The following is a 20,583-nucleotide window of genomic DNA, read 5'->3' on the forward strand; positions in this document are numbered from 1 at the left end:
GTCCGAGCGACATCGATTCAGCCCCTTACTTCCGCAAGCCCATGCCGGCGGCAGTCTTCAGCCGCCGCACCGCGTCCCATGTCCGGTCGATGATCTCGACGCCCTCGTAGTGCTTTACGAGCGCGTTCAGCGCGATCCGGAAGTCGGAATTGTTGGTGCGGTGCTCCTCGCCGCCATGCAGCCGGACGTCCTCGCTGCTGCACTCGAGCCCAATCCTGACGAGCAGGATATCGAACTGCCGCCCGCCGAGACGACGTTCGACCTCCCTGAGACGCCCGCTGGCCTCGAGTGCGATGGTGTGCGAGGGCGACCCGCCGCCTCCTCCATCGACCTTGTCCTGCAGCGCGAAGCCGCGCGCTCCGTGGAAGGTAGCGAGGTCGAAGTCGCGTCGGAAACGATCCGCGGCGCTCTGGCGCAGCTTGTCTTCAGGATCCGCGGCGCCGCGCTTCTTCGACTCGGTCAAATTGAGGTGCGATGCGCGGACGGTGTCGACCATCACGTTGAGCGACGGGTTTTGGGGATCCGGGATGACGTGCTTGCGCTTGCCGCTGGCAAGACGGTCCGCCTCGTCCTTCGCCTTCTGCTCCTTCTTCGTCAGCGGCTTGCCAAGAATGTTCAATAGATCGGCGGCCCGCGCCGCCGCATGCTGATATCCCTGCTGGAACAGCTTGTTTGTCCGGAAATACTCCGTGACCAGGCGGGTTGTCGGAGTATCGCAGCCTGTGGCCCATTCGATGCCGGCTTCGCCAATACGGCGCGCCCTTGCGCGCTCTTCCTCAAGCACAATCTGTGCGTCGTACGAGAGACCGGCGTACGAGCGCATCGGCTTGGCCCGCCGTATATCGCGCTGGAAGGCACGGGCGCGGCGATCTCGCTCTTTGTCGACGTGTACTGTCGCGACATCCGTGATCTGTGCTTGAGACATTCCATCCTCCACGCAGAATCACGAATAGATTTCGTGGAGGTGATTTGTCTACGATTGCAAGCGGGAACTTGGTGCGCCGTCCACCGTCGAACAGCGACGCCTTCCGTTAGGCGCGTACTCACAAATCCGCCATGTCGGCCCTACCCCCGGACACCGCCGGGTGACCACGGCATGTCGGTTTGGGGCCAGAAGCGGCCGCAAACACAGCTCACAGGACTCCAACACCCATTGAGGCGGCGCGTCGCCGCCAAGTCGATTTATTGCGTTTGCGTTGGTGTGGCGCCAGTTGGGGCAACGCGTTGGTGAACCTCGACCGCCGAAGCCGCAAGATAAAGCGCCATGACGCCGCAAAGGAGAATGCCGATCAGCAGGATCGTCATGTGGCTGCTGATCCTGGCAAGCGTTTGTTTGGTCCAGATCGCCTCGGGATTGTTAACCTCGTTCCGGCCGTAGCCGCTGAGGAATTTGCAGAGCGATCCCGCACCAAATTTTTGGTAGTGCGTGGCTGCCTGCGGCTTCATATCGATCTCGCTTCCGATCACTACCACCTGCCATTTGAGCGAACCTAACCAACCTCTTTTCTGGTGACCGTCTTCAAGCAGAGGCACCTTGCAGATGTGAGCTCTGCGGATACGGTCGAATCGCGCGATGAAGATGATCATGAGAAAAGCGAAGATCACTGCCGCGCCCCCGAACCAACCGTAATTGCTCTTGTCGATAAAAATAAAGCTTAGAGCAATCAGGGCGATCGCAAGAGCGCGGGCGCCAGCGGTGACCATGAAGGGTGGGGAATCATCTGCAAGGAACGTCCATTGCGAAACCTTGCCGACCGCTTTCATCAAAAGAACGCTGAAAACCGCAAATAGCGTCGCAGCGATTGTTATGGTGGTTGCGAAAAGACCGTATTTCCCGCTGAACATCGTGTGCCCTCAATAGTCGAGCGTGACGCTGGACGTTCCTGGAAGAGTGCAGACCTTATTCTGGTCCCATTGTACGGTGTTGCCGTAAGCGCCGCCGCTTACGCCGAAAACGTAAGTACCAGCTTGAAGTACGCCCCTTGCCGGCGTGGTTGGCGCACCATGATAGTTCGAAGAGATCAAGTAGGCGCCAGACCAATATGCAGAGAGCCCGGGCGACTTCGTGTGAACGGAGAAAATGCAGCCGGCCACCTTGGTTGGCGGACCGCCGATGAACTTACGCATTGAGAGTTCGGGCGCGGGCCCATCCGGAGGCTCCCCCCCGCGAAAGCTGCGCCGTCCCGCGATGCGCGTAGCCAAAAACTCGCACGCTCGCTGAAAGAACGTCTCCCGCGCCTCGGCAGGTGATAACATCGTTGCGCCGTCACCGAAGCGCACCATTCCTCTCTTTATCGCTTCGGAGAGCATATTGCGCAAAGAAGGGCGGGGAATGAAACGGAGCAAATACCGGAAAAAAAACCAATAGGGGCCGGGACGAGAGCGACGCTGGTAGCTAGCCGTCAGGGTGGCCTGCAAGGCTTTAGGTGCAATGATTTCTGAAAGAGCGACCGGAACGAAAACCCTGTTGTCACCGAGGAGTACGGCTGGATAATCGAGGCGGAAAGACTCGAGTAGATCCACGTCATCGTAGAATTGTTCGGCGTTCGCCTGGAGGTCGGCGATAGAAAGTCCCTCCTCGAGTTCGGTCTCCCAAAGACGGCGCTCCTCCTCCCCGTGCCACCTCAAGGCTTGAAGAATGTGTGCAGCGCGATTCAGATCATGACTGGTGTAGTCCACCATGGGTCTTTCCCGTCCGCACCAGTATCCTGTCAGAGCACTGCCGGCCTGATGCCAACCAATGATTGCACGGGCGTCTTGATTAATGCAACCGCGAGTAGATCGCACTGGGCCAACAACGTCGAGGGAACAAGACGCCGACTAGATGCTGCAATGCGAGATCATCCGGCTCGAACAACGACTGCTTGGGTCATTCTCGATCGATTTCGACGTGGCTTCGCGATGTCCGTTTATTCTCCGGAGGCAGACGCCGGACCGCTGGCGTTTATGAGTACGCCCCTAGGACTCGAAGTCCGGCTTCCGTCCAAATCCCTCCCGTGCCGCAGGTCAGAACGGTATATCTTCCCCGCCGAGCCCCCCGAACAGCATTCGCGGGCCGTTGAAGTCGATCTTTTTCCACTTGCACCCCGTGCCGCTGCGGTTCTTGAAAACGGCGAAAGCCGCCTTGTCCTTCCAGATGTCGTATTCCCTCAGCCATCGATCGCGCTGCTCACGGCCTTTCGGGTTGTCTTCCGATGCCGGCTCCGGCTCGTTGTCGCGGAGCCAGATCTTGGGGATCGTCAGGCCAACGATGATGTCGCTGTTCTCGACGATGAGCCCGCCGCCGTAGATATCGCCGCTGCCAAATTTCCAGCTGGGCGCGCGCTGTCCCTCACGGGTCAGTTGCGCGAGTTGCCAGACTACACCATCCAATTCCTTGGCGAGATCCTTGGTATAGGCCGAGGCATATTCGACGGTTCGGACGACGTTCCAATGCTCCTGCTCGGGCTCCACCAGCTTCAAGTGGTCGATGCAGAACTGCTTCACGCCGTACCGGCGCTTTGCCTTCCTGAATTCGTTGCCAATCTGCTTGATCGTCATCCGGCTGCGGTCTTGGACCCAAACCCTGATCGACTCGAGCTGCTCCTTTGCCCGCCGGATGTCGAGAAATTCCTTCTGATTGAAGTCGCCGCTGATCTGCTTCTTGACCGAGACGCCGGACAACGAAGCGATGTCGCGATAGGCGATCTGCTCCGCGGACATTTCGAGGCTGAGCGAAAAGCCCGGGAAAATGCTCGTCTCGTCCAGCGAAGGACCGGCGTTGTCGCGCAGGATCTGCGCCATCAAGGCCGATTTGCCGTGGCCAGATGGCGCAGCCAGCGTGACAGTCGTTCCGCCGACGATCGGCCCGAGAACCTCGTCCAACTCCGGGATCTTGGTGAGCACGCCGACCGCGCGCTTGCCCTGATGCTCGTAGGCCTCCCCTGCTTTGGCCATCGCGTTGCCGGCAGCGTCACCGAGCGCAACGGCATGTCGCACTCGATCGTGGTCGTCGACCACGCGGAGCATGTCGTCCAGTTCCTGGCGCGTTTGATCGAAGGTCTTGTCGGGCGCTGTGGCGATCTTCCCGAGTTGTATGCGGGCGCGTTCCCGCCACGCCAGAATGATGTCGTCGACAAAATCGAGCGCGCTGCTGACGTCCGCGGCCTTTTCGATCAGGATCTGTAGCACAGCCTCGGTATCGCCGACGCCTTCAAACTCGGTCGGGAGCTTGGACTCGAGCAGCGACAGTGTGGGGCCCGCGCCGTTGAGGCAGCATTCCTCGATCGCGGAGAAGATCAGGCGGTGGTGGTGCAGCGTGAATTGGTCCGCCGACACTCGATCCGAGACGGCCCAGAATGTCTCGGCCGACCCCAAAATTTTTCCAATGATCGCCTCTTCGGCGCGGACATTCTGCGTCGGCTTATTGGGTGTGGCGACGGGACGCTTGGTCATGCCGACACCGCCTCGAGCTCGACCGACGTCAGCATGGGATGGCTGGCGCTGATCCGCTTGGCCGCCATCTCGGCGTAGTCCGCGTTCAATTCGATCAGGATGGCGTCGCGTTGGAGCCGGTCCGCGACCAGTCCGGTGGTGCCGGCGCCGGCGAAGGGATCGAGCACGGTTCCACCCGGCGGCACGCCGGCCAGGATGCAAACCGCGGCGACCTCCGGCGGCATCACGGCAAAATGGTTCAGCCAATCATGGTGGGAGCCGCATTCGCAATAGCGGAGCGTCAGCTTGCGGCCCTCGCGTTCAATCTTTTCGGTTCGGAGACGGCCCAGTTCGGCACTCGGGTAGAATCTGCGGCACTTGATGCAAAACTCGTCGTTGAACCCGCCGGGCGCGACCCACCATACCGACCGCAGCGCGGCGCCGTTGGCGCGCTGCTCCGCCACCGACATTCCGTCCCAGCGATCGTTGAAGCCGGCATGACGCCGGCCGTGGCCGCGCCGTCGATCGCGTTTGCGGGCGCCGGAGTGCGGCGGCTGCCCTTCCGGCGCATAGCCGTCGCCACTCACGACAAGCGCGCCCTCGCTGCCGAGTTTGTCCCGCATCGCGCGCGCCAATCGGCTTACCGACTCCGGCGCCGCCGGTAGCCTGACGTCTTCATAACCATGGTAGTAGGTCTCCGACTTCGCGAGGTGGAAGACGTATTCGTGCGCGCTCGTCGACCGATCCCGCGTACTTTCCGGCATACCGTTCGGCTTCGCCCAGATGTTGTCTTTGCGGAGCCACCAGCCGTCGGCGCGGAGCGCGAAGGCCAGCATCCACGGGATTCCAATGAGATCCTTCTGCTTAAGCCCAGCCGGCGGCGGCTCCCAGGCGCGGCCGATCGCTCCGTCGCCCTGGGCCTTCGCATGGTTGCCCGCCGGCAACCGGCTGCCGCGCTCGGTCTGCGCCGCGATCCTTGCACTCGCGCCGATCTCCCAGTTCTGGCGCACCACCATGGACGCTTCCTGTGACTGCAGCGTACCGAGCAGCGTCGAGGACGCCGCGGCAGGATTGCCGCCGCGGCCGGATCCCGCGTAGCAGTCGCCGATATTGATCCAGAGCGAGCCGTCATCCCGCAGAACGCGCCGGATCTCCCGGAAGAGGTCGACGAGCTCCGTGATATAGGCCTCGGGCGAGTTCTCGAGCCCGATCTGGCCAGCCATCTTGTAATCGCGGAGGCGGAAGTACGGCGGCGAGCAGACGCAGGCGTGCACCGAGTTGGAAGGCAGGAGCCGGACGACGGCCCGGCAATCACCATTGAGAATTCGAACCGTCAAGCTGAGGCCTCCACGCGTCGCCGCGCATTCCAGATGTCGAGATAGTCGGTCCGCATGCGCGGCTCCGGCTGGCTGTCGTGCAGCTTGCCGATCGCGACCATGCGTTCATGAAGCTTGCGCACCGCGGCGCGGCCGGCGGGCTCGGCTAGAACCAGGTCGCCATCCTGGCGCCGCCACGGCTTGTCGCCGTCCGGGAAAGACGTGATCCTCTCCACCTCGATCGGCGGCTCGAGTCCTGCAACGCCGCTGGTGCTGAGGCCGGCCCAGACCGGGCGCCGATACTTGATCAGCGCGCGCGCGGCGAGACAGGTTTCCAGCCCCTCCCCGAGACCTATATGAGCCGCGACGCCGCCGATCCGCACGGCACCGCCAGCGGCCGCGCCAGCGCCAATCTTGGCCTTATCGACTGGCGCCTTTGCGGCCTTCGCCGGATCAAGGTGGACTTTCCAGATGGCGGTTAGGTCCCCGAAGACGTCGTCGACGCGGGCGACCAGCGTGGGAAAGGCCAACCGGTCATCAAGGTCGTACAGCACGCGCCCGTGAAACCGGAGACAGTCATCCCAGCCGCCGGGCGGCACAGGAATGCCGCGGGCGAGGAGATAGGCCTCGGCGTGCGTGCCGACGATCGGCACGGCCTCCTGCCAGATCTCGGCAGCGCTCCGCTGACGGGCCTGGACGTGCTCCGCGGCACGCTGGTCGTCCGCCGCCCGCTTCGCTGCGGCTTCGGCCGCCCTGTCCTCGCGCCGTCGCCGCTCCTCCGGCGTCTCCTCACGAGCGCGATCGAGCCCGACGAATTCCCGGGCGCGGTCAAACACCTCGGCATCGGCCTTGTGACTTCCGGTCAGGCCGTAGGCGAAGAGATTGATCTCGTCGCCGCCAATGCCGGCCGAGCTGCGCACCCATGAGCCGCGCGTGTACTTGCCGACCGTCGCCAGATAGACCTGAAACGATCCGAGGTCGCCTTTGACGCCGGGAGCGGGATACGCGATCTTGCCGCGCGTCTTGTACCCCTTCCAGAAATGGTCAAGGACGCGCTCCAACTGCTCGTTCAGCCGCTTCTTGATCTCGGCGGTGTCTTCGCGCGTCACGACCGCCTCCCGTCGAAATTGAGGACAGCTTTGGAACCGTGCGCCTGGCGCGCCAACGTGTCGTATTCGATGGCCGCTCCAATCGCAGTGGCACACCGCGGGGAATAGACAAATTCGCCGTCAACTCGCAGCCGCGCGAAGTACGGCTTCGAGCGCCACGCGCCACTGCTCTTCCGGACCCCGCGATATCCGTTCTTGTTCCTCACGCGAACATATCCTGCTGCTGAGGTTGAACGACCCACACGCCGCCGCATTGGACGGCGTCGAGGCGTCGTGCCATCCGCTCTGGGCAGTGATTGAAATCCTTGAAGTTGCGGGCGACGTTGACCGAGTCGACCGAAGCGAACGGCCAGCGATCGCCGGCGAGAGACATCCCACGCAGCATGTGAACCCACGGCAAGTGCCGGTGACGCTTCGAGAGCTCGTTGAACGCTTCGTCAGCCCGGCGGCACCACAGATCCGATCCGACCTGCCAATATTGGCTCGTCGAGCCGAAGCATATCCGCGGCCATCCGTCGGCCAATTCGAGCAGGTATTCGATCGGCAGCGCCATATGCCACACCGGTGCCGACAACTGCCTCGGGAACGGCCAGCGTGCAGTCATGGCGCGCTGCTCCTCGACCGTCCCGTCGATCTCGTCCTCGACGACCGCCCAATGTGGGTGGCCCAGGAACCGGTCCAACCAGGCATAGAGCTTCGCCGTGTCGATCGTCGCTCCGCGAGTGTGCGCGCCGAACTTACCGTTGTCGAACATCACCGCCTGTCCGATTGCCACGCAGGTCTCTGCATCGCGCGCATCTGAGAACGGCACACAGAAGCATTTGCCGGCCATCTTCATAAGCTCAGACCGCGGAGACAACGGCGTGCCGTGATAGTGAATCGTCACGCCACTTCCTTTCGACGCCTGCGGCGCGCGTCTTCGGCGCCGAATGCTGCCTTGATCACGACATCGTCCTTGATGCGGTGCCAAAGCGCGCTGCAGGCAGTGCAAGTCCGCTGCCATGCGCTGAAGAACTTGGTGCGTTTCGGCGACCGCTCGATCGCGTTGCCGCGCTTGCCATACCGGCGATCAAACCACCTCGCCCGCGCGCGCAACTGCTTGTGGCGGCTCCGCATGGCGACGTCGCCCATCCGCCAGTGACGACCGCACATGATCATCACGTCCTCGGCGTCGCCGGCTTCGCGCTTGAAGGTGCGGCCACACCCCGGAATGCAGCATCCGATACGATCGGTCACAGAAGACTCTCCTGCTTCGGTTCGGACGCGGCGGCTTCGGACGGCGCCAGCGGCTCGGCCGGCTTCCAGCGATCGAAGTCGGCCGCGATCTGGTCGTAGACGCGCGGGTGCTGCGCCTTGAAATCCGGGAAGCTTGGCGCGCCGCGGTAAACGCCGTTTTCCAGCACCAGCCAGCTGGCTCCGGACGGCAGCCAGCGGCGGTGGTCGATGTTGACGTGCTTGAAATCGGCGCGGACGAGGAAGCCGCGCTTTTCAAGGATGATCGCGATTTTGATGGCAGCGATCTTCCAGCTGGTCAGTTGCACCGGCGACGGCGCGCCGGCGGCAACGTCGGGCACGTAATCCGGCAGCGTGTGCCGCTTCGCCGGCGCCCACTCGTGCCACTCCTTCGCGTTGGTGCCGTGCTGGTCGCCTGGCAGCCCGGGCTCGAACGACTTCGGCCGATACCCGAAACTCGTCCCAGCTTTGACCTGCTCTTCCGACCGGACATAGATGATGGTCAGGCCGATATAGCGACAGATGCGGTCGAACCCACCCTGTGAATCGAACGGCACGAGAACGGCTCGGCAATCCGGGCCAGGGTGATCGGCGTAGAAGGCGCCGTATTCCTCCAGCGCCTGGCTGATCACCTCGGTGTTGAGCCGGAGCTTCGCCTCGACGCCGATCTGGAAACCGTCAGCATTCCGCACCAGCAGAATGTCCCAGCCACAGCACTCGGCGTAAGCGGTCCATCCCTCGGGCAGCGAGGAGATGAACCGCTTGCACAGATCAACTTCAGTGGCGAATGGTTTCGGCTTTGCCATGTCAGGCACTCGCGCGACGTTTCGCCGGCGCCTCGGATTTAGGCATGACGGCAGCATCCGACATGATCGCGGAGACCTCGGCCTTCATCAGCGAGACAGAAACGGCGTTGCCAATTTGTTTGATCTTCTGGGTTTTGGTACCGGCGAACTCGTACTCGGCCTCGTCTTCGTTGAAGCCCATCGCCGCGGCGAGTTCGTGCGGCTCCAGCATCCGGAAGAGGATGTCGTACTGCGGCGTCGCCTCGACGAGGTTGATGTGGCCGGTGGCGGTGATGGCGGGGGTTGGCCCAGCGATGTCGTGCACGCGCGGCGCTTGCCCTTGCCGCTCGCCGAACTGGGCCGCGATGAACGCGAGCTCGCCGCGGTTGGCTGTCGTGACGGTCGGGATCGGCTCGCCCAGATCGCGAACGCGATCGCTACCATCGTGATGAGTGACAGGCATGACCATGGCGAATTCGCCGCCCTTCGCCGTGGTCAAGGTTGGCAGCGGGTCGCCAAGATCGCGAGTTGCGTTGCCGCCCTGGGTGTGCGTGACCGGCACCACCATGCCAAACCGCCCTTTGGAGGTGACGGTGTCCAGCGGCTCCTCGGCGCTCTTGCAGGTCTCGCCGGATCCGGAACCGTAGTACGGCGATATCAGGACGTGGCTTTGCTTCGCGACCTGGGTCGGCGTCGGGTCGTCGATAGATCGCGGCGCTCCGCCGGCATGACGAGACAGCATGAACGGCTCGACCAGGTACCCGCCACCGTCACAGTTTGCAGTCGGCGCCGGATCGCCCAGCGAATGCGCCCGAGACTCCGCATAGCCGTCGCCGTGGCGGTTGAGGATGAACGGCTCGACCAGCATCGGCCGCGCGCAGCCTGGGTCATCAGATCCAGCGCCGCCCGTGGTAATTGTGGGTAACGGATCGTTCGCTGGACGGGCCGCGCCGCTACCGGTTGCCAGGACAAGCGGCTCGGCGAGCCCAATTCGAGCCTGTGTCATCACGGTCGGCGCCGGGTCATTGACGGACTGCGCATCCCGCCTGAAGTTCTGCTTCACCAAAATCGGCTCGGCGAGCGCGATGTGAGTGCCGTTGGCCGCGACGGTCGGCAGCGGCTGGTCCAGGCTCCGGCCGCTCATGTGATTGCGCAGAACGACGAGAAACGGCTCAGGCCAATTGAACTTGACGGCGCCGGCGTAGATGCGGGCCAGCGTCTTCGGCGCGAGGGGTTTCTTCCGGTCGAAGATCGAGCGGCCCTTGATGTCCCAATCGATGATTTCGCGGGCCGGCTTCCACGGCTTCATACCCGGGAACAGCAACGTATCTTCGGCCCTCTTGGCATGGGTCAGCGGCGCCCAGGCGACCATCTTGCGGTCGTTGCGCGCCTTCAGGATGAACCGCTGCCGGGTGGTCGCGTCACCGTAATTGGCGGCGTTCAACTTCCGCCATTCCGGGTCGAAACCCAGCCGGCGGATGGTGTCGATCCAGAGCGCGAAATACTCGCCTTTCCGGCTTTTGATCGGCTTGCCCGTTCGCGCGTCGACCGGACCCCAACCGATGAATTCCCAGACGTTCTCGATGATCAACCGCTTGACGCGAAGTTCCGTCAGCCAGGTGATGATGTGCCACGGGTCGGAGCGCTGCTGGTCAGAAGTCGGCTTGCCGCCGCGCGCGACGGAGTGATGGGTGCACGTCGGCGACGCCATCAGCAGGTCGAGATATCCCTCCGGCACGATGATGTGCGGACGCACCGCGGCGATATCCTCGCAATAATGACGGGCGAGCGGATGGTTCTTCTTGTGCGTCTCGATCGCGACGCCCCAATGGTTGACGCAGACCAATTCCATCTCGAGCCCGAGCTCAGCGAGAGCCCGCGCGCACCCGGTGGACGAACCACCGGCGCCGCAGAGAAGGTCAGCAACGAGGATCTTGCGGCGGCTCAACTCAGCGCCTCCAAGATGTTCCGCACCAACGTCGGTACCGCGATCGCCACCGAATTCGGGGGCGCGCCCGGCACATACGGGCCGCCCTTGTCTCCGACTTGGCGGACTGAGATGAGGCCAATGTGTTGGACACCTTCGATATTCAGCGCCGACACGCCGTGACTTCTGAAAATGCGCAGCAGTTCGGCTTCCAGCTTGCGCTCATCGTGGTTGATGACCGCCATCTGCTACACCCTCATCGGCATGAGGACGTAGAGGATCGACTCGTCGGTGCCGCACAGCAGCGCCGGCGAACCCGGGTCGCCGAGATCCAGCTTCACGGTATCGCCCTGGATCTGCGTGAAGATGTCGTGCAGGTATCGGCTGTTGAAACCGATATCCATTGCGTCGCCGCTGTACTCCGCTTCCAACTCGTCCGTTGCGGTGCCGGCGTCCGGGTTCTGACAACTGAGGGTGATCCTACCGGCGCCGAGGCTCATCTTCACGGCGCGGCCCTTCTCGCTGGAGATCGTTGCGACGCGATCGGTGGCGGCGAGCATGTCCTTGCAGACGACCGCGATCTTCTTGTCGTTGTTGACCGGGATAACACGACCGTAGTCCGGGAAAGTGCCGTCGATCAGCTTCGATGTCAGCACCAGGTCGCCGGCTGAGAATCGGATCTTGCTGCTGGAGGCCTCGACGAGGATTTCGTTCTCGCCAGCGTCAAAGAGACGCGTGATTTCGCCGACCGTTTTCCGGGGCACGATGATCCCCTTCAGGTCCGCGGCTCCCTCCGGCAAGGGATACTCGACCTGGGCGAGGCGATGACCGTCGGTGGCGACCGCTCGCAGTGTCGCGACATTTCCCTGTTTCACGGCATGCAGATAGATGCCGTTGAGGTAGTAGCGGGTCTCTTCCGTCGAGATCGCGAACGCTGCCCGATCGACCAGCCGCCGCAGATCCTTCCCGGCGACGGCGAAACTGACATTGAGGTCATCGGCCGAAAGGTTCGGATAATCGCTCACCGGCAAGGTCTGCAGCGTGAACCGAGAGCGGCCCGACTTGACGACTGCGGTAGAGTCCCCGGTCTGCTCCAGCACCACCTGCGAGCCGGAGGGCATCTTCCGGATGATGTCATGGAAGAGCCTGGCCGGTACCGTCGTGCTGCCTTTCTTAGCCACCTCGGCACTGATCGAGTCGATGACCTCGAGGTCAAGGTCGGTGGCCTTGACGCTCAACGTATCCTGACTGATATCGATCAGGACGTTGCTCAAGATTGGAATGGTGTTGCGCTGTTCAACGGCGCGCGCGACGCGGCCGAGCAGCTTTGCGAGCGCGGCTTGTTCCATGACGGCTTTCAAAACGGGGTCTCCTTTCGAGATGGGGTGAGTGTCGGTTCGAAGAGATCGCCACGCGGCGCGGCGAAGCGCGGATCGAGGTGGCCGCGAAGCCACCAGGCCACACCGAGGCTTTCGGCAGCGTCGTAAGAGGTGATGGTCTTGTCGATCAGTTGAGCAAAGCCGAGCGACGTGTCCTTCGTCGCCCGCCCGGAGCCGGTGAAGGCCTTTCGCCAAGTCCCCTGATTGACGTAGATGAACGGGACGTCATGGGCGGCGCAGGTCTCCTGGGCGATCGCGCACAGACCGTAGATCCGCAGGAACGTCTTCATCGGCGGCCGGGTCGACTCCGGCTCCGGGTTCTCCTCGGTCGGCTTGCCCTTGAGCTCGATGTCGGTGCGGAGCGGTTCCTCCGCGGCCACGTAGTTGACCGCGTTGTCCTTGATGATCTGGTAGAGCGTCTTCCGGAAATGCCGGAACACCTGCCCCGAATTCTTGCCTTCCCAATGGAAGGCCCGGGCAAAGACATAGCGATCGCCGTCGAGCAGCGCGATGCCCGTTGTCGTTGCGATATCTAAGCCCAGGATCTTCATCGCGATCAGGCAGCCTTGATCGCGGTTTCGTCGAACCAGTTCTCGACCTGGCGGCCGTCGCCGGCGCGGTACCGGACCAAGTAACTATTGATGTGGTCCTGATACTCGGCACGGCCGATGACGGTGCCCTCTTCGTTGCTTTCGACCATCTTCACGGCATTGCTCAGTTCGTAGAGAAACGGTTTGCGCTTCATTCTCTGTCCTCTTGTTTCCGGCAGCGGAATTGCTGCGGGTCTCGATTAGGCTTTGCCTTCTTCGTCATCGCCGCTTCCGGCTCTCTCGCCTTCGGTCACCGGCGCCGGCATCGACAGGACGTGATCGCGCTCAGAGCGCGCATCGCGGAACGCGGAAAGCCATGCCTGCCCCTTGAGCGAGCCGATTTCGTACGGGTTGTCGGTTTCCTTGGAGCCGGGCTCGCTATCGAGACGGAAGCCGGCGGCGCGGCCCTCCAGCTTTGCCCTCTCGTCCTCGGGCGTCGGGCCGACGCCGGCCATGCCGAACAGTTCGAACTGCCTCGGGCTGAGCACCTTGCCGAGGTACCCGACGTAAACGCCGGCCTTGCTGACCTTCTCGCAGAACGCGTCGATGGCTTCGTCACCGCCCTCGACGAGCTCCAGCGCCAGCTTGGCAGCTTCGTTATGCAGGCCTTGCGCCTGGGTCTGGGCGTATGTCCCGCGCAACTTATTCTTCGCGGTGTTATTGACCTCGTTCTGCGCGGCAGCTTCTGCCTGCGCGTTGCGAATACGTGAAAGGTTCGCGGAATCGAGGGCGGCTTGGGCAGGTTCGTTGGGCTTCGACATTGGGGTTCCTCTCGTTGTCAGTGGGTGATGAAGGCGACGGGCCTTTTCGATTGCCAGCAGAGGCCGCAAGTCGCGCATGCCTCGGTCCGGCCGAGCTGCTGAGGGCAAACGATCGCTTCCGCTGGTGCCTGCAGCGGCGTCTCAACCGATACGGTCGAGCATTCGTCGATCGGGGCATCGGAGAAACGGATGGCAAAGCGAATCCATTTCGCCAACACCAGGCGTACGAGCGCCGCGGCGATAGGATCGCGCTCGGCATCCCAGCGCGCAGAGAAACCGAAGACGTGCAACTGCGGCACTTCGGCGAGGAGACGCTGCCAAAGCGCGACATACGCAACCGAATAGAAGTCACCCAGGACGTGAAGCCGCACCACGAAACCGCGGCGATGCCTGCGGCCGAGCGCTCGGACCTCCTGCTCCAGCCGGGCCTCCAGCGCGGCGCCGCGGGCGAGCCGGTGCGCGTGCTGCATTGAATTGCCGTAGCAGGAACGCCAATGCCGGCAGGATAGCGGGCACGTCGCGCGCTCCTCGAGCGTCAGGGTGTAGATCGGGAAGCCTTTCCAGCGGCCCTTGGTGACGACCTTGCCGATCTTCGAGCTATTGAAGCCGCTCTTGAGGACGTCAAAAGCGTATGACCCCGGGTCGACCACGGTCGAACGATAGACCGTCCGCCCCTCCACGATCGCGGGAGTGTCAAACGCTGGGATCCTCGCGGGTCGACCGGCCAGCGACAGTGCGGACTGCCGCGAAATGTTCGTCGGTTTGATGCCGACCTTCCCCTTGATGATGAGGCGGAGATAGGCTGGCGATCCGCCGACGCGTGCCTTGATCTGCGGAACGGTCAGGTTCTCCGCGTGCAGCGCCCTCACCTGGTCGTGGTCGATAGTGCGCGCCCTCATGCCGCGACCTCGAGCATGTCGAACAGCGGCGTCGGGGCAATTATCTTTTCCTTCTGCCGGCGCTCAGGCCGGCGGCCGTCGTCGTATTTGCCGACCTCGTTGCCCCAGGGGACAAACCCCTCATGCGTCTCGCGCGAGAAAAGGTCGCAGCGCGCCAGTCCAGGCGTGCGCTCGCGTATCATTTCGTAGAATTCGCGAGGCTTCTGGCTATGGCCGCGGGCCTTGCCCTTGATCACACCCCAGAATGGATCATGGATCTGCTCTCCGTTTCCGAAGACCCCGACCAACACGGACTCGTGCATCCCGCGGGCGCGGTACCCGGTACCGACACGCCCCTTCGGCCAAACCAACTCGGTCTTGTAGAGCGCGCCCCAGCGCTTCAGCAGCCACATCGACTTGTCGAGGGTCGGCGGACAAGCCCAAAGACCGACGACACCATTGCTTCGAACCAGGTGACCAACCGGCAGTTGTCCAAGCTCGTCCCACGACAAGATGTCGTACTGAGCGGACGCCGACTTCTTGTTCCCCTTTGAGGAATAGAGTTCGAATTCCGTCGGCGGATCGACGATGCAGATATCGAAGCCAAACATCGGCAGCGGGTCGAAGAAGAAGTCCTTCATGGTGCAGTCGGCTCCATGAAGTATGCGCGCAACGCTTCCTCGGCCGCCGTGCGCTCCGAGATCCGATGTTCTTTGGCGTAGGCTCGGATTGCCCGTCGAACCTCCGGCACCGGGCGGACAACAAGGCCGTCGCCGATGCCGGGCTCAGGAACACTGAGCGTTCGCGCCTTCCCGGGCTCCCGTAACAGCGCGCCGCGCTCCACGATGCTGTCGATCAAGTGCGAGATCGTGCCACGGCCTCGAATGCCAAGATGGTCTGCAATTTCACGGTATGAAGGTGAGGCTCCGCAGGCATCGATCCGGTGCCGCACGAACTCGACGCACTGTGCCTGGACGTTGGTCAGCCCAATCATTCTGGGCCTCCAGCCGGCAGGGTCGGCTTGATCACCTCATCGGCGTAACGGGCAAAGACGTTGTAGGCCTTCTGACGGCCGATCGACCCAATGAGATAGACGGCGATGGCCTGAAGGTGTGCATCAACCACCATGGCGGCGACGTCTTTGCCGCCGGCATGCTCGACCGTCATCAAGGACACGACGCATTCCTTGCGGGCGTAGTCTTTCATGATTGTCGAGGCAGCTGGCTTCATGATGCTGCCGCCCTCTTCGCGCGGTTCATCGCGGCCATACGCTGTCCCAAGGCGACACGCCGGGCGCGCTCCTCGGGCGTGATGCGGGTCTCGCGCTGACCAGCGCTCTGATAGGCCGCGCGACAATGGGGACCGCAGTACGGCAGTTCCGACACAGCCGGATCACCGCAAAAGAAGAAGTCAGGCGTCGTGGGATCGCCGATCGGCCATTTGCAATCGCCGTCGCGAAGGTCCAGCAACCCCTTGCGGCGCTCCACTGCAACGCTGGCGTCGAATGCGCTCGCGTAGCCCGCGGTGGGGTCGTCCACGGGCTGCTTCGCCTCCGCGGAGCTCGGATTGGAAAGAACAGCCCGCAAAACCTTAGTGCGCTTGGGCATCGGCGAACCCAATCGCGGTGCGCGCTTCGCCTCGATGGCCTTCGCCCTTCGGTCGTCTGCCCTGCCAGGCAGTCCAAGGCGATGGACCTTTCCGATCACTGCATTGCGGGTGACATTGCCGAGCTCGGCAGCGATCTGCGAGCATGACATGCCGGACGCCCAAAGGTTCTTGAGCCGTTCAACGCGATCTTCAGACCAGGTGGGAGGTACGGTCATCGCGCTGGCACCTGAAGCTCGGTGCGGCGGACATAGATGCCGTCGTAAACTGGATTGGCACGGTGCCGAGCTAGCCACCGCTCGCGTACCCGCTCAGGCAAGCAATTCCAGAGCGCCTCGAAAAACTCGACATCGTGCTCGGTATCGAATAACCGCATGACGGCATCGATATCGATCGAGCGCTTCCCGGACTTCCAATTGTCTACCGTGCTCTTTGCACAGCCAACCGCGTCAGCGAACTCCTTTCTCGTTCTGAATACCTTAGCCTGCCTGACGATGGCGCGAGTGACCTTCTTCGCCGGACTCAGTGAGGTCTCGTTGACATCCGGCTCGTCGGTAAACCCGATTGCTGCGTAACCAGACCGCTGGATGTTCGCAATTGTGTCGCGAACCTCCTTGCAATCGTCGAACCACTCTCCCTTCTTCCTGTGCGCTGCTAGCGCGAGATGGATAGCGCGCTCGAACGACCGACTGCCGGATACGTCACACAGGAGGTTCAGGCGGGCGGAAGAACCCACCTGCATCTCGCGGACGCGCCCCTCGACATTCCGTGAATACCCGATCTTGATGCGACCGTTGGACTCCACGAAGTAAACACGTCCGATCATGAGTTCCTTGCCTTCCGGTCAGCGCGGATATCGGTGAACGGCTTGGCTCCACCGAGGCGCAGCCACCTGTTGAAGTCAGACCAGAACTCGGCGTGGTCGATCCAAACGTCCCGACGGACGCGATGGAAATCGGAGAGCTTGATGCACGCGCGAGCTATAGCGACGGCCGTGATGGATAGAAGGTTGGTCACGAAGAATTCCAAGCTTGAGATGGTGCCGCGGTCCCGCGCGGCCCGTACCGTCACTTCGAGGCGTTGAGGTCCATGTTGAGTTGGCGCAAACGCGCCTGGGCGTCACGATCCTCGATCTCACGCTGGCGCTGGCGATCCGCGAGAGTGCGGCGCAGCGCCTCGGCTTCGAAAAATCGATCGCGGACACGCTGCGGCACCTGCTCCCACATCGCTTCGAAGTATGCGGTGCCCTCAGCGCTCTCAGTCCGGTCCAGCAAATTGAAGAACTGCTCGAACTGGATCGAGCGATCCTTCGAGATCCAGTTGTCGATGGTCCGTAGCGAGCAGTGCGCGAGCTCGGCGAGCAGCTTCCGCATACTGCCGCGATTGGCGCCGTTCTGCGAAATACGAATGATTTCGGCGGTCATTTTCATCGACCGCACGTTTGTGCATTTCGAACTGTCCGAACGTGCAGCGTGGGTGTTTGCATTGATCGAAGCGGCAAGCGATGCTGTTCCCATGATGAATGCTCCCTTCTTTCACAAACAAAATTTGAGCGTGGCCGCGCTGCCGACGCCTGACAAAGATGACGACTGGGCGCGCGCCGCCCTGGCCGGAACACGAATGCTGATTGCAGAAGAATGCTTCGATGCGATGCTGCAGATGCTGATCGATGCCGGGCTCGTGCACCGGAGCTGTGCCGCGGTCATGCTCGACCGCCTATCGGAGCGATTGTTGCTGCACGCTTCGGGAAGGACCGAAACTCACTGGGCGATCCGGACACCCGAACTGATCGACCAGGCAACGAGGTTGTCGAGAAAGGCCGCGACGCTGAAGACTGTGATCGGCGGGGTGTCATGATGGCGCCCTCACCGACTGGCGGCGTCGGCGGGCGTCCGCGCGGCGACGTTGGCGGCGTAGAGTTCCTCAGCGGTGACGTTGCAAAGCCCGCGGATCACGCCCCAATGTCGATCCGGAATGCCGATCTTGGGCCATTTGTAGACGGCCTCGATCGTGACGGCCCCATCGGAGGCCTTCGCGATCTCCGCGGCGCCGCCGGCGTACTTGATGATTTCGGGAACCGTCTTGGGACGATCGGCGGCCGGAGTGTCTGCGGAAGCATCTGTCATGGCTTCTGGAATTTACTGGAATTTAATTCCGGGCGCAAGGCATCCGAATTCCATTCCGAAAATAATTCCAGTTCCTATGCTGGCGGGGAAAGAATCCCTTCGGCTGAGAGAGTTAGCTTGAACGCCACCCCCATGCTCTGGAACCACAGGCTAAAATCGGCTCGCCGAGCGAAGGGCTACTCGGTTCCGCAGCTCGCTCGATTGATCGTCGGCGATGACGCCGATGCGATCGCCGTGATGCGTGAGCGCATCTACAGCTACGAGAAGATCTCAACCAAGCAGAAGCCGGTGGAACAGCCCCGCGGTCAGACGATGTCGCAATTGGCCAACGCTCTCGGCGTGACGGTGCAGTGGCTGCGCGATGGCGACGCAACTAGCGGTAACCATAAAGTTTCAGCGACCTTAGGAGGTCTTGACGAAAACCCTGTGCCCGCAAACGTTACGAGCGAACAATCAGAAATAAAATACCCACGGTCTCCTCTACCAATCTATGGGCGAGCCGCTGGGGGGCGCGAAGGGAAGTTCGTTTTGAACGGGGAAAAGGTTGGGGAGATTCTCCGCCCGCCGAGCCTCGAGGCTGTCGCCGAGGCTTACTGCGTGGAGCAGAGCGGAGATTCAATGTCGCCTGCCATCGAGGATGGCTACAAGCTGTACGTCAATCCAAAGCTGCCGTATCGGCGCGGACATTTCGTTGTCGTGCAGATCCGTACGGAAGTTGAGGGCGAATTCGATGGCTATGCGAAGAAGTTCGTGTCGTTCTCGAAGAAGGAACTGGTCCTTGAGCAGTTGAACCCTGCCAGGCAGATGCGTTTTGCCGCGGACCTGGTTGAAAGCATTCATCGCATTGTAGGCGTCGAGTTCAACTAACCACCACATCTTGTGGATTCGACTCGTGCTCGGAAAGATTCAATGTTGCCGACATACATCGTCACGAGCGAGAGCGATACGGCGTCAAAACACTGCAAAATCCGTCACTTCCGAGCCTTTCCTTCAAATCCTGTGTTCAGACTGCGGTCACGCCGTCGTCTGGGCGTGCGAAGATCTCCAGCACTTCCGGATTCCATCAGAGACCACAATCGATGAGCTTGGGCAGCGCCTGTTCTGCTCGCGGTGCCGTCGCCAGGGCGGCCGCGGGTTCAACCTCGAGATACACCCTCGCCGCGATTATCCTGATCAGTCTTGGCGCCGCCGCGCGGGTTGAAGCCGCGCAGCCGTCCGAAGAGTCGATCCGCGCCGCTCGCACCGAGATTGCTCGCATGAGCGAACCCGAACTGCGATCGCTGCTGAATTACTTCGCGGAATGCACCGATCGCACATCGCTAAACCAGGCGGTGAGGCAGGCGAGCAAATCGGCGTTTGTCAAGTACCAGACCGAGTTCGGCGGGAAGCGAACCGTCGACAAGCTGATCGCGGAACAGGAAGAGCTCGGCGATATCCAGCGAACGTTTCGCGCCACCGGCCAGTCGACGGATTCGACCTATGTCGAGACCGTCGATCGACAACTGCGCCAGGCCGTCGGCGATGCCTTCCGGCGGTATGCGACCGAGGTCAATAACACCCGCGATTCCGACATTGAAAAGGCACTCCGGGGCTGATCCGGGGAAATTCGATTGCCGTCAGTCGTTGAACTTGGACCCCACTCCGAGGGGCCTAGCTGGACACGTTAGCCCACGTATTGATAATTTGCTCCTGCTCTCGCTTACGCGCTCTATAGCCAGATGGGCTCCAAATCTCGCGAGTACATGTTCGGCGCCACGGTCAGGCATCTGATCGAGCGAGCGGTCGAGGCGCGCCGTGATGCCGATGAGCTCGCCTGTCAAGCGTGGAACGCCCGCATGCTCGCGCACCCAACACTCCCGAGCACCTCCTGCAACGGACTAAATGATCGAGCCTCGCCCGCCGCAGACTGTGCGAAGTGATCAATTTCGCCAAAGGCGCGTCTCCGGCTGACTGCCGAACGTCGGCTCGTCCGAAGCTTCGAGTGGCCCTTGCTGCGTTTGCTCACCGGCGCTAACTGGTCTTGGGATTTGCGGAGAGGATGCACGATGAGCAAGGCGCGCGAGTTTGTCGATTTCTGGATCGAGAATAGCGTTCACGCTATCGAACAGTATCGGACTGTCGGCGCGTCGCAGGATGTCACCGAACTGACCCGCCGCCTCATCGATGCTGCTAAGGAACAAGGTATCCCGGAAGCGGACTTGCAGGCTGAGATCGGCGATATCTCCCACTACATCGCAGGCCAGCTCAAGGCGGCAAATAGGGCTGAGAGCGAACGGCGTAAGCTTACCTAGGCGCCTTGCGGCAAGGCCAAGGCCGTCGACTGAGGCGGCCCACTCCACGCTTACGACGCCTTCCGCTTCCGCGCCGATTGACGGAAGCTACGTGAGAGCCTTGGCGACGACGTTGCCGGACGACCTCACCAAGGCTCACCACACAACGGATTGCCCCTTGAATAGCGTGA

27 protein-coding genes are annotated in these 20,583 nt (G+C 62.2%); 4 read left to right on the forward strand and 23 right to left on the reverse strand.

Annotated elements, in window-relative coordinates; all coding sequences use genetic code 11:
• Nucleotides 1–25 precede the first annotated feature (25 nt).
• The 22 genes from HAP47_RS22840 to HAP47_RS22945 all read right to left on the reverse strand — a co-directional run bounded on the left by HAP47_RS22840 (nt 26) and on the right by HAP47_RS22945 (nt 17,420).
• Complete coding sequence (locus tag HAP47_RS22840; protein ID WP_173642675.1) at nt 26–925, reverse strand: hypothetical protein; 900 nt, start codon at nt 923–925, stop codon at nt 26–28.
• Nucleotides 926–1,182: 257 nt separating this feature from the next.
• On the reverse strand, nt 1,183–1,845 hold the full coding sequence (locus tag HAP47_RS22845; protein ID WP_173642674.1) for a hypothetical protein: 663 nt from the start codon (nt 1,843–1,845) through the stop codon (nt 1,183–1,185).
• 9 nt (nt 1,846–1,854) lie between these two features.
• On the reverse strand, nt 1,855–2,682 hold the full coding sequence (locus HAP47_RS22850) for a hypothetical protein (protein ID WP_173642673.1): 828 nt from the start codon (nt 2,680–2,682) through the stop codon (nt 1,855–1,857).
• Nucleotides 2,683–3,006: 324 nt separating this feature from the next.
• Nucleotides 3,007–4,434, reverse strand: coding sequence for a DnaB-like helicase C-terminal domain-containing protein (locus tag HAP47_RS22855; protein WP_231168996.1), 1,428 nt, complete (start codon nt 4,432–4,434; stop codon nt 3,007–3,009).
• Nucleotides 4,431–5,750, reverse strand: a complete 1,320-nt coding sequence (locus HAP47_RS22860; RefSeq protein ID WP_231168342.1) for a DNA-methyltransferase — start codon at nt 5,748–5,750, stop codon at nt 4,431–4,433. Before HAP47_RS22860 ends, HAP47_RS22855 begins: the two co-directional genes overlap by 4 nt.
• A complete protein-coding gene (locus HAP47_RS22865; protein ID WP_173642671.1) occupies nt 5,747–6,838 on the reverse strand; it encodes a DUF7146 domain-containing protein in 1,092 nt (363 codons plus the stop codon). The genes HAP47_RS22860 and HAP47_RS22865 overlap by 4 nt, the downstream gene beginning before the upstream one ends.
• A 202-nt stretch (nt 6,839–7,040) precedes the next feature.
• On the reverse strand, nt 7,041–7,724 hold the full coding sequence (locus HAP47_RS22870; RefSeq protein WP_173642670.1) for a hypothetical protein: 684 nt from the start codon (nt 7,722–7,724) through the stop codon (nt 7,041–7,043).
• Entirely contained in the window at nt 7,721–8,074 is a 354-nt protein-coding gene (locus tag HAP47_RS22875) for a hypothetical protein (protein WP_173642669.1), read from the reverse strand. Before HAP47_RS22875 ends, HAP47_RS22870 begins: the two co-directional genes overlap by 4 nt.
• Nucleotides 8,071–8,877, reverse strand: coding sequence for a hypothetical protein (locus HAP47_RS22880; RefSeq protein ID WP_173642668.1), 807 nt, complete (start codon nt 8,875–8,877; stop codon nt 8,071–8,073). Before HAP47_RS22880 ends, HAP47_RS22875 begins: the two co-directional genes overlap by 4 nt.
• Nucleotide 8,878: 1 nt before the next feature.
• Nucleotides 8,879–10,804, reverse strand: coding sequence for a DNA cytosine methyltransferase (locus HAP47_RS22885; protein ID WP_173642667.1), 1,926 nt, complete (start codon nt 10,802–10,804; stop codon nt 8,879–8,881).
• Entirely contained in the window at nt 10,801–11,028 is a 228-nt protein-coding gene (locus tag HAP47_RS22890) for a hypothetical protein (RefSeq protein ID WP_173642666.1), read from the reverse strand. Before HAP47_RS22890 ends, HAP47_RS22885 begins: the two co-directional genes overlap by 4 nt.
• A 3-nt stretch (nt 11,029–11,031) precedes the next feature.
• Nucleotides 11,032–12,144 carry a DNA polymerase III subunit beta gene (gene dnaN / locus HAP47_RS22895; protein WP_173643162.1) on the reverse strand — a complete coding sequence of 371 codons (1,113 nt, stop codon included), beginning with the start codon at nt 12,142–12,144 and terminating at the stop codon, nt 11,032–11,034.
• Nucleotides 12,141–12,713, reverse strand: coding sequence for a hypothetical protein (locus tag HAP47_RS22900; RefSeq protein ID WP_173642665.1), 573 nt, complete (start codon nt 12,711–12,713; stop codon nt 12,141–12,143). The genes dnaN and HAP47_RS22900 overlap by 4 nt, the downstream gene beginning before the upstream one ends.
• Before the next feature lie 5 nt (nt 12,714–12,718).
• A complete protein-coding gene (locus tag HAP47_RS22905) occupies nt 12,719–12,907 on the reverse strand; it encodes a hypothetical protein (protein ID WP_173642664.1) in 189 nt (62 codons plus the stop codon).
• A 45-nt stretch (nt 12,908–12,952) separates the two neighbouring features.
• Nucleotides 12,953–13,513: a hypothetical protein gene (locus tag HAP47_RS22910; protein WP_173642663.1), complete on the reverse strand. Its 561-nt coding sequence runs from the start codon at nt 13,511–13,513 to the stop codon at nt 12,953–12,955.
• Nucleotides 13,514–13,530: 17 nt separating this feature from the next.
• Complete coding sequence (locus HAP47_RS22915) at nt 13,531–14,412, reverse strand: GP88 family protein (RefSeq protein WP_173642662.1); 882 nt, start codon at nt 14,410–14,412, stop codon at nt 13,531–13,533.
• Complete coding sequence (locus tag HAP47_RS22920; RefSeq protein WP_173642661.1) at nt 14,409–15,032, reverse strand: MT-A70 family methyltransferase; 624 nt, start codon at nt 15,030–15,032, stop codon at nt 14,409–14,411. Before HAP47_RS22920 ends, HAP47_RS22915 begins: the two co-directional genes overlap by 4 nt.
• A complete protein-coding gene (locus HAP47_RS22925) occupies nt 15,029–15,385 on the reverse strand; it encodes a LexA family protein (RefSeq protein ID WP_173642660.1) in 357 nt (118 codons plus the stop codon). Before HAP47_RS22925 ends, HAP47_RS22920 begins: the two co-directional genes overlap by 4 nt.
• Nucleotides 15,382–15,621 (reverse strand): hypothetical protein, encoded by a 240-nt coding sequence (locus tag HAP47_RS22930; RefSeq protein ID WP_173642659.1) that lies wholly within the window; start codon nt 15,619–15,621, stop codon nt 15,382–15,384. The genes HAP47_RS22925 and HAP47_RS22930 overlap by 4 nt, the downstream gene beginning before the upstream one ends.
• Nucleotides 15,618–16,214 (reverse strand): GcrA family cell cycle regulator, encoded by a 597-nt coding sequence (locus HAP47_RS22935; protein WP_173642658.1) that lies wholly within the window; start codon nt 16,212–16,214, stop codon nt 15,618–15,620. Before HAP47_RS22935 ends, HAP47_RS22930 begins: the two co-directional genes overlap by 4 nt.
• Nucleotides 16,211–16,822, reverse strand: coding sequence for a GIY-YIG nuclease family protein (locus HAP47_RS22940; RefSeq protein ID WP_092114231.1), 612 nt, complete (start codon nt 16,820–16,822; stop codon nt 16,211–16,213). Before HAP47_RS22940 ends, HAP47_RS22935 begins: the two co-directional genes overlap by 4 nt.
• 241 nt (nt 16,823–17,063) lie before the next feature.
• Entirely contained in the window at nt 17,064–17,420 is a 357-nt protein-coding gene (locus tag HAP47_RS22945) for a hypothetical protein (RefSeq protein WP_143046587.1), read from the reverse strand.
• Between HAP47_RS22945 and HAP47_RS22950 the strand changes: the two genes are divergently transcribed.
• The gene (locus HAP47_RS22950; protein WP_173642657.1) at nt 17,404–17,853 is read left to right on the forward strand and encodes a hypothetical protein; all 450 of its coding nucleotides are present in this window, start codon (nt 17,404–17,406) and stop codon (nt 17,851–17,853) included. The two genes, HAP47_RS22945 and HAP47_RS22950, sit on opposite strands and share 17 nt — an antisense overlap.
• Before the next feature lie 8 nt (nt 17,854–17,861).
• Here HAP47_RS22950 and HAP47_RS22955 read toward each other — a convergent pair whose 3' ends face one another.
• Entirely contained in the window at nt 17,862–18,122 is a 261-nt protein-coding gene (locus HAP47_RS22955) for a hypothetical protein (RefSeq protein WP_173642656.1), read from the reverse strand.
• Between the two features lie 117 nt (nt 18,123–18,239).
• Between HAP47_RS22955 and HAP47_RS22960 the strand changes: the two genes are divergently transcribed.
• The 3 genes from HAP47_RS22960 (at nt 18,240) to HAP47_RS22970 (ending at nt 20,413) form a co-directional block, all read left to right on the forward strand.
• On the forward strand, nt 18,240–18,989 hold the full coding sequence (locus HAP47_RS22960) for a S24 family peptidase (protein WP_173642655.1): 750 nt from the start codon (nt 18,240–18,242) through the stop codon (nt 18,987–18,989).
• A 212-nt stretch (nt 18,990–19,201) separates the two neighbouring features.
• The gene (locus HAP47_RS22965) at nt 19,202–19,717 is read left to right on the forward strand and encodes a hypothetical protein (protein WP_173642654.1); all 516 of its coding nucleotides are present in this window, start codon (nt 19,202–19,204) and stop codon (nt 19,715–19,717) included.
• A 450-nt stretch (nt 19,718–20,167) separates the two neighbouring features.
• On the forward strand, nt 20,168–20,413 hold the full coding sequence (locus HAP47_RS22970) for a hypothetical protein (RefSeq protein WP_173642653.1): 246 nt from the start codon (nt 20,168–20,170) through the stop codon (nt 20,411–20,413).
• The last annotated feature ends 170 nt before the right edge of the window (nt 20,414–20,583 follow it).

Origin of the sequence: Bradyrhizobium sp. 41S5 (assembly GCF_011516665.3) — a bacterium.
GTDB classification, from domain to species: domain Bacteria; phylum Pseudomonadota; class Alphaproteobacteria; order Rhizobiales; family Xanthobacteraceae; genus Bradyrhizobium; species Bradyrhizobium quebecense.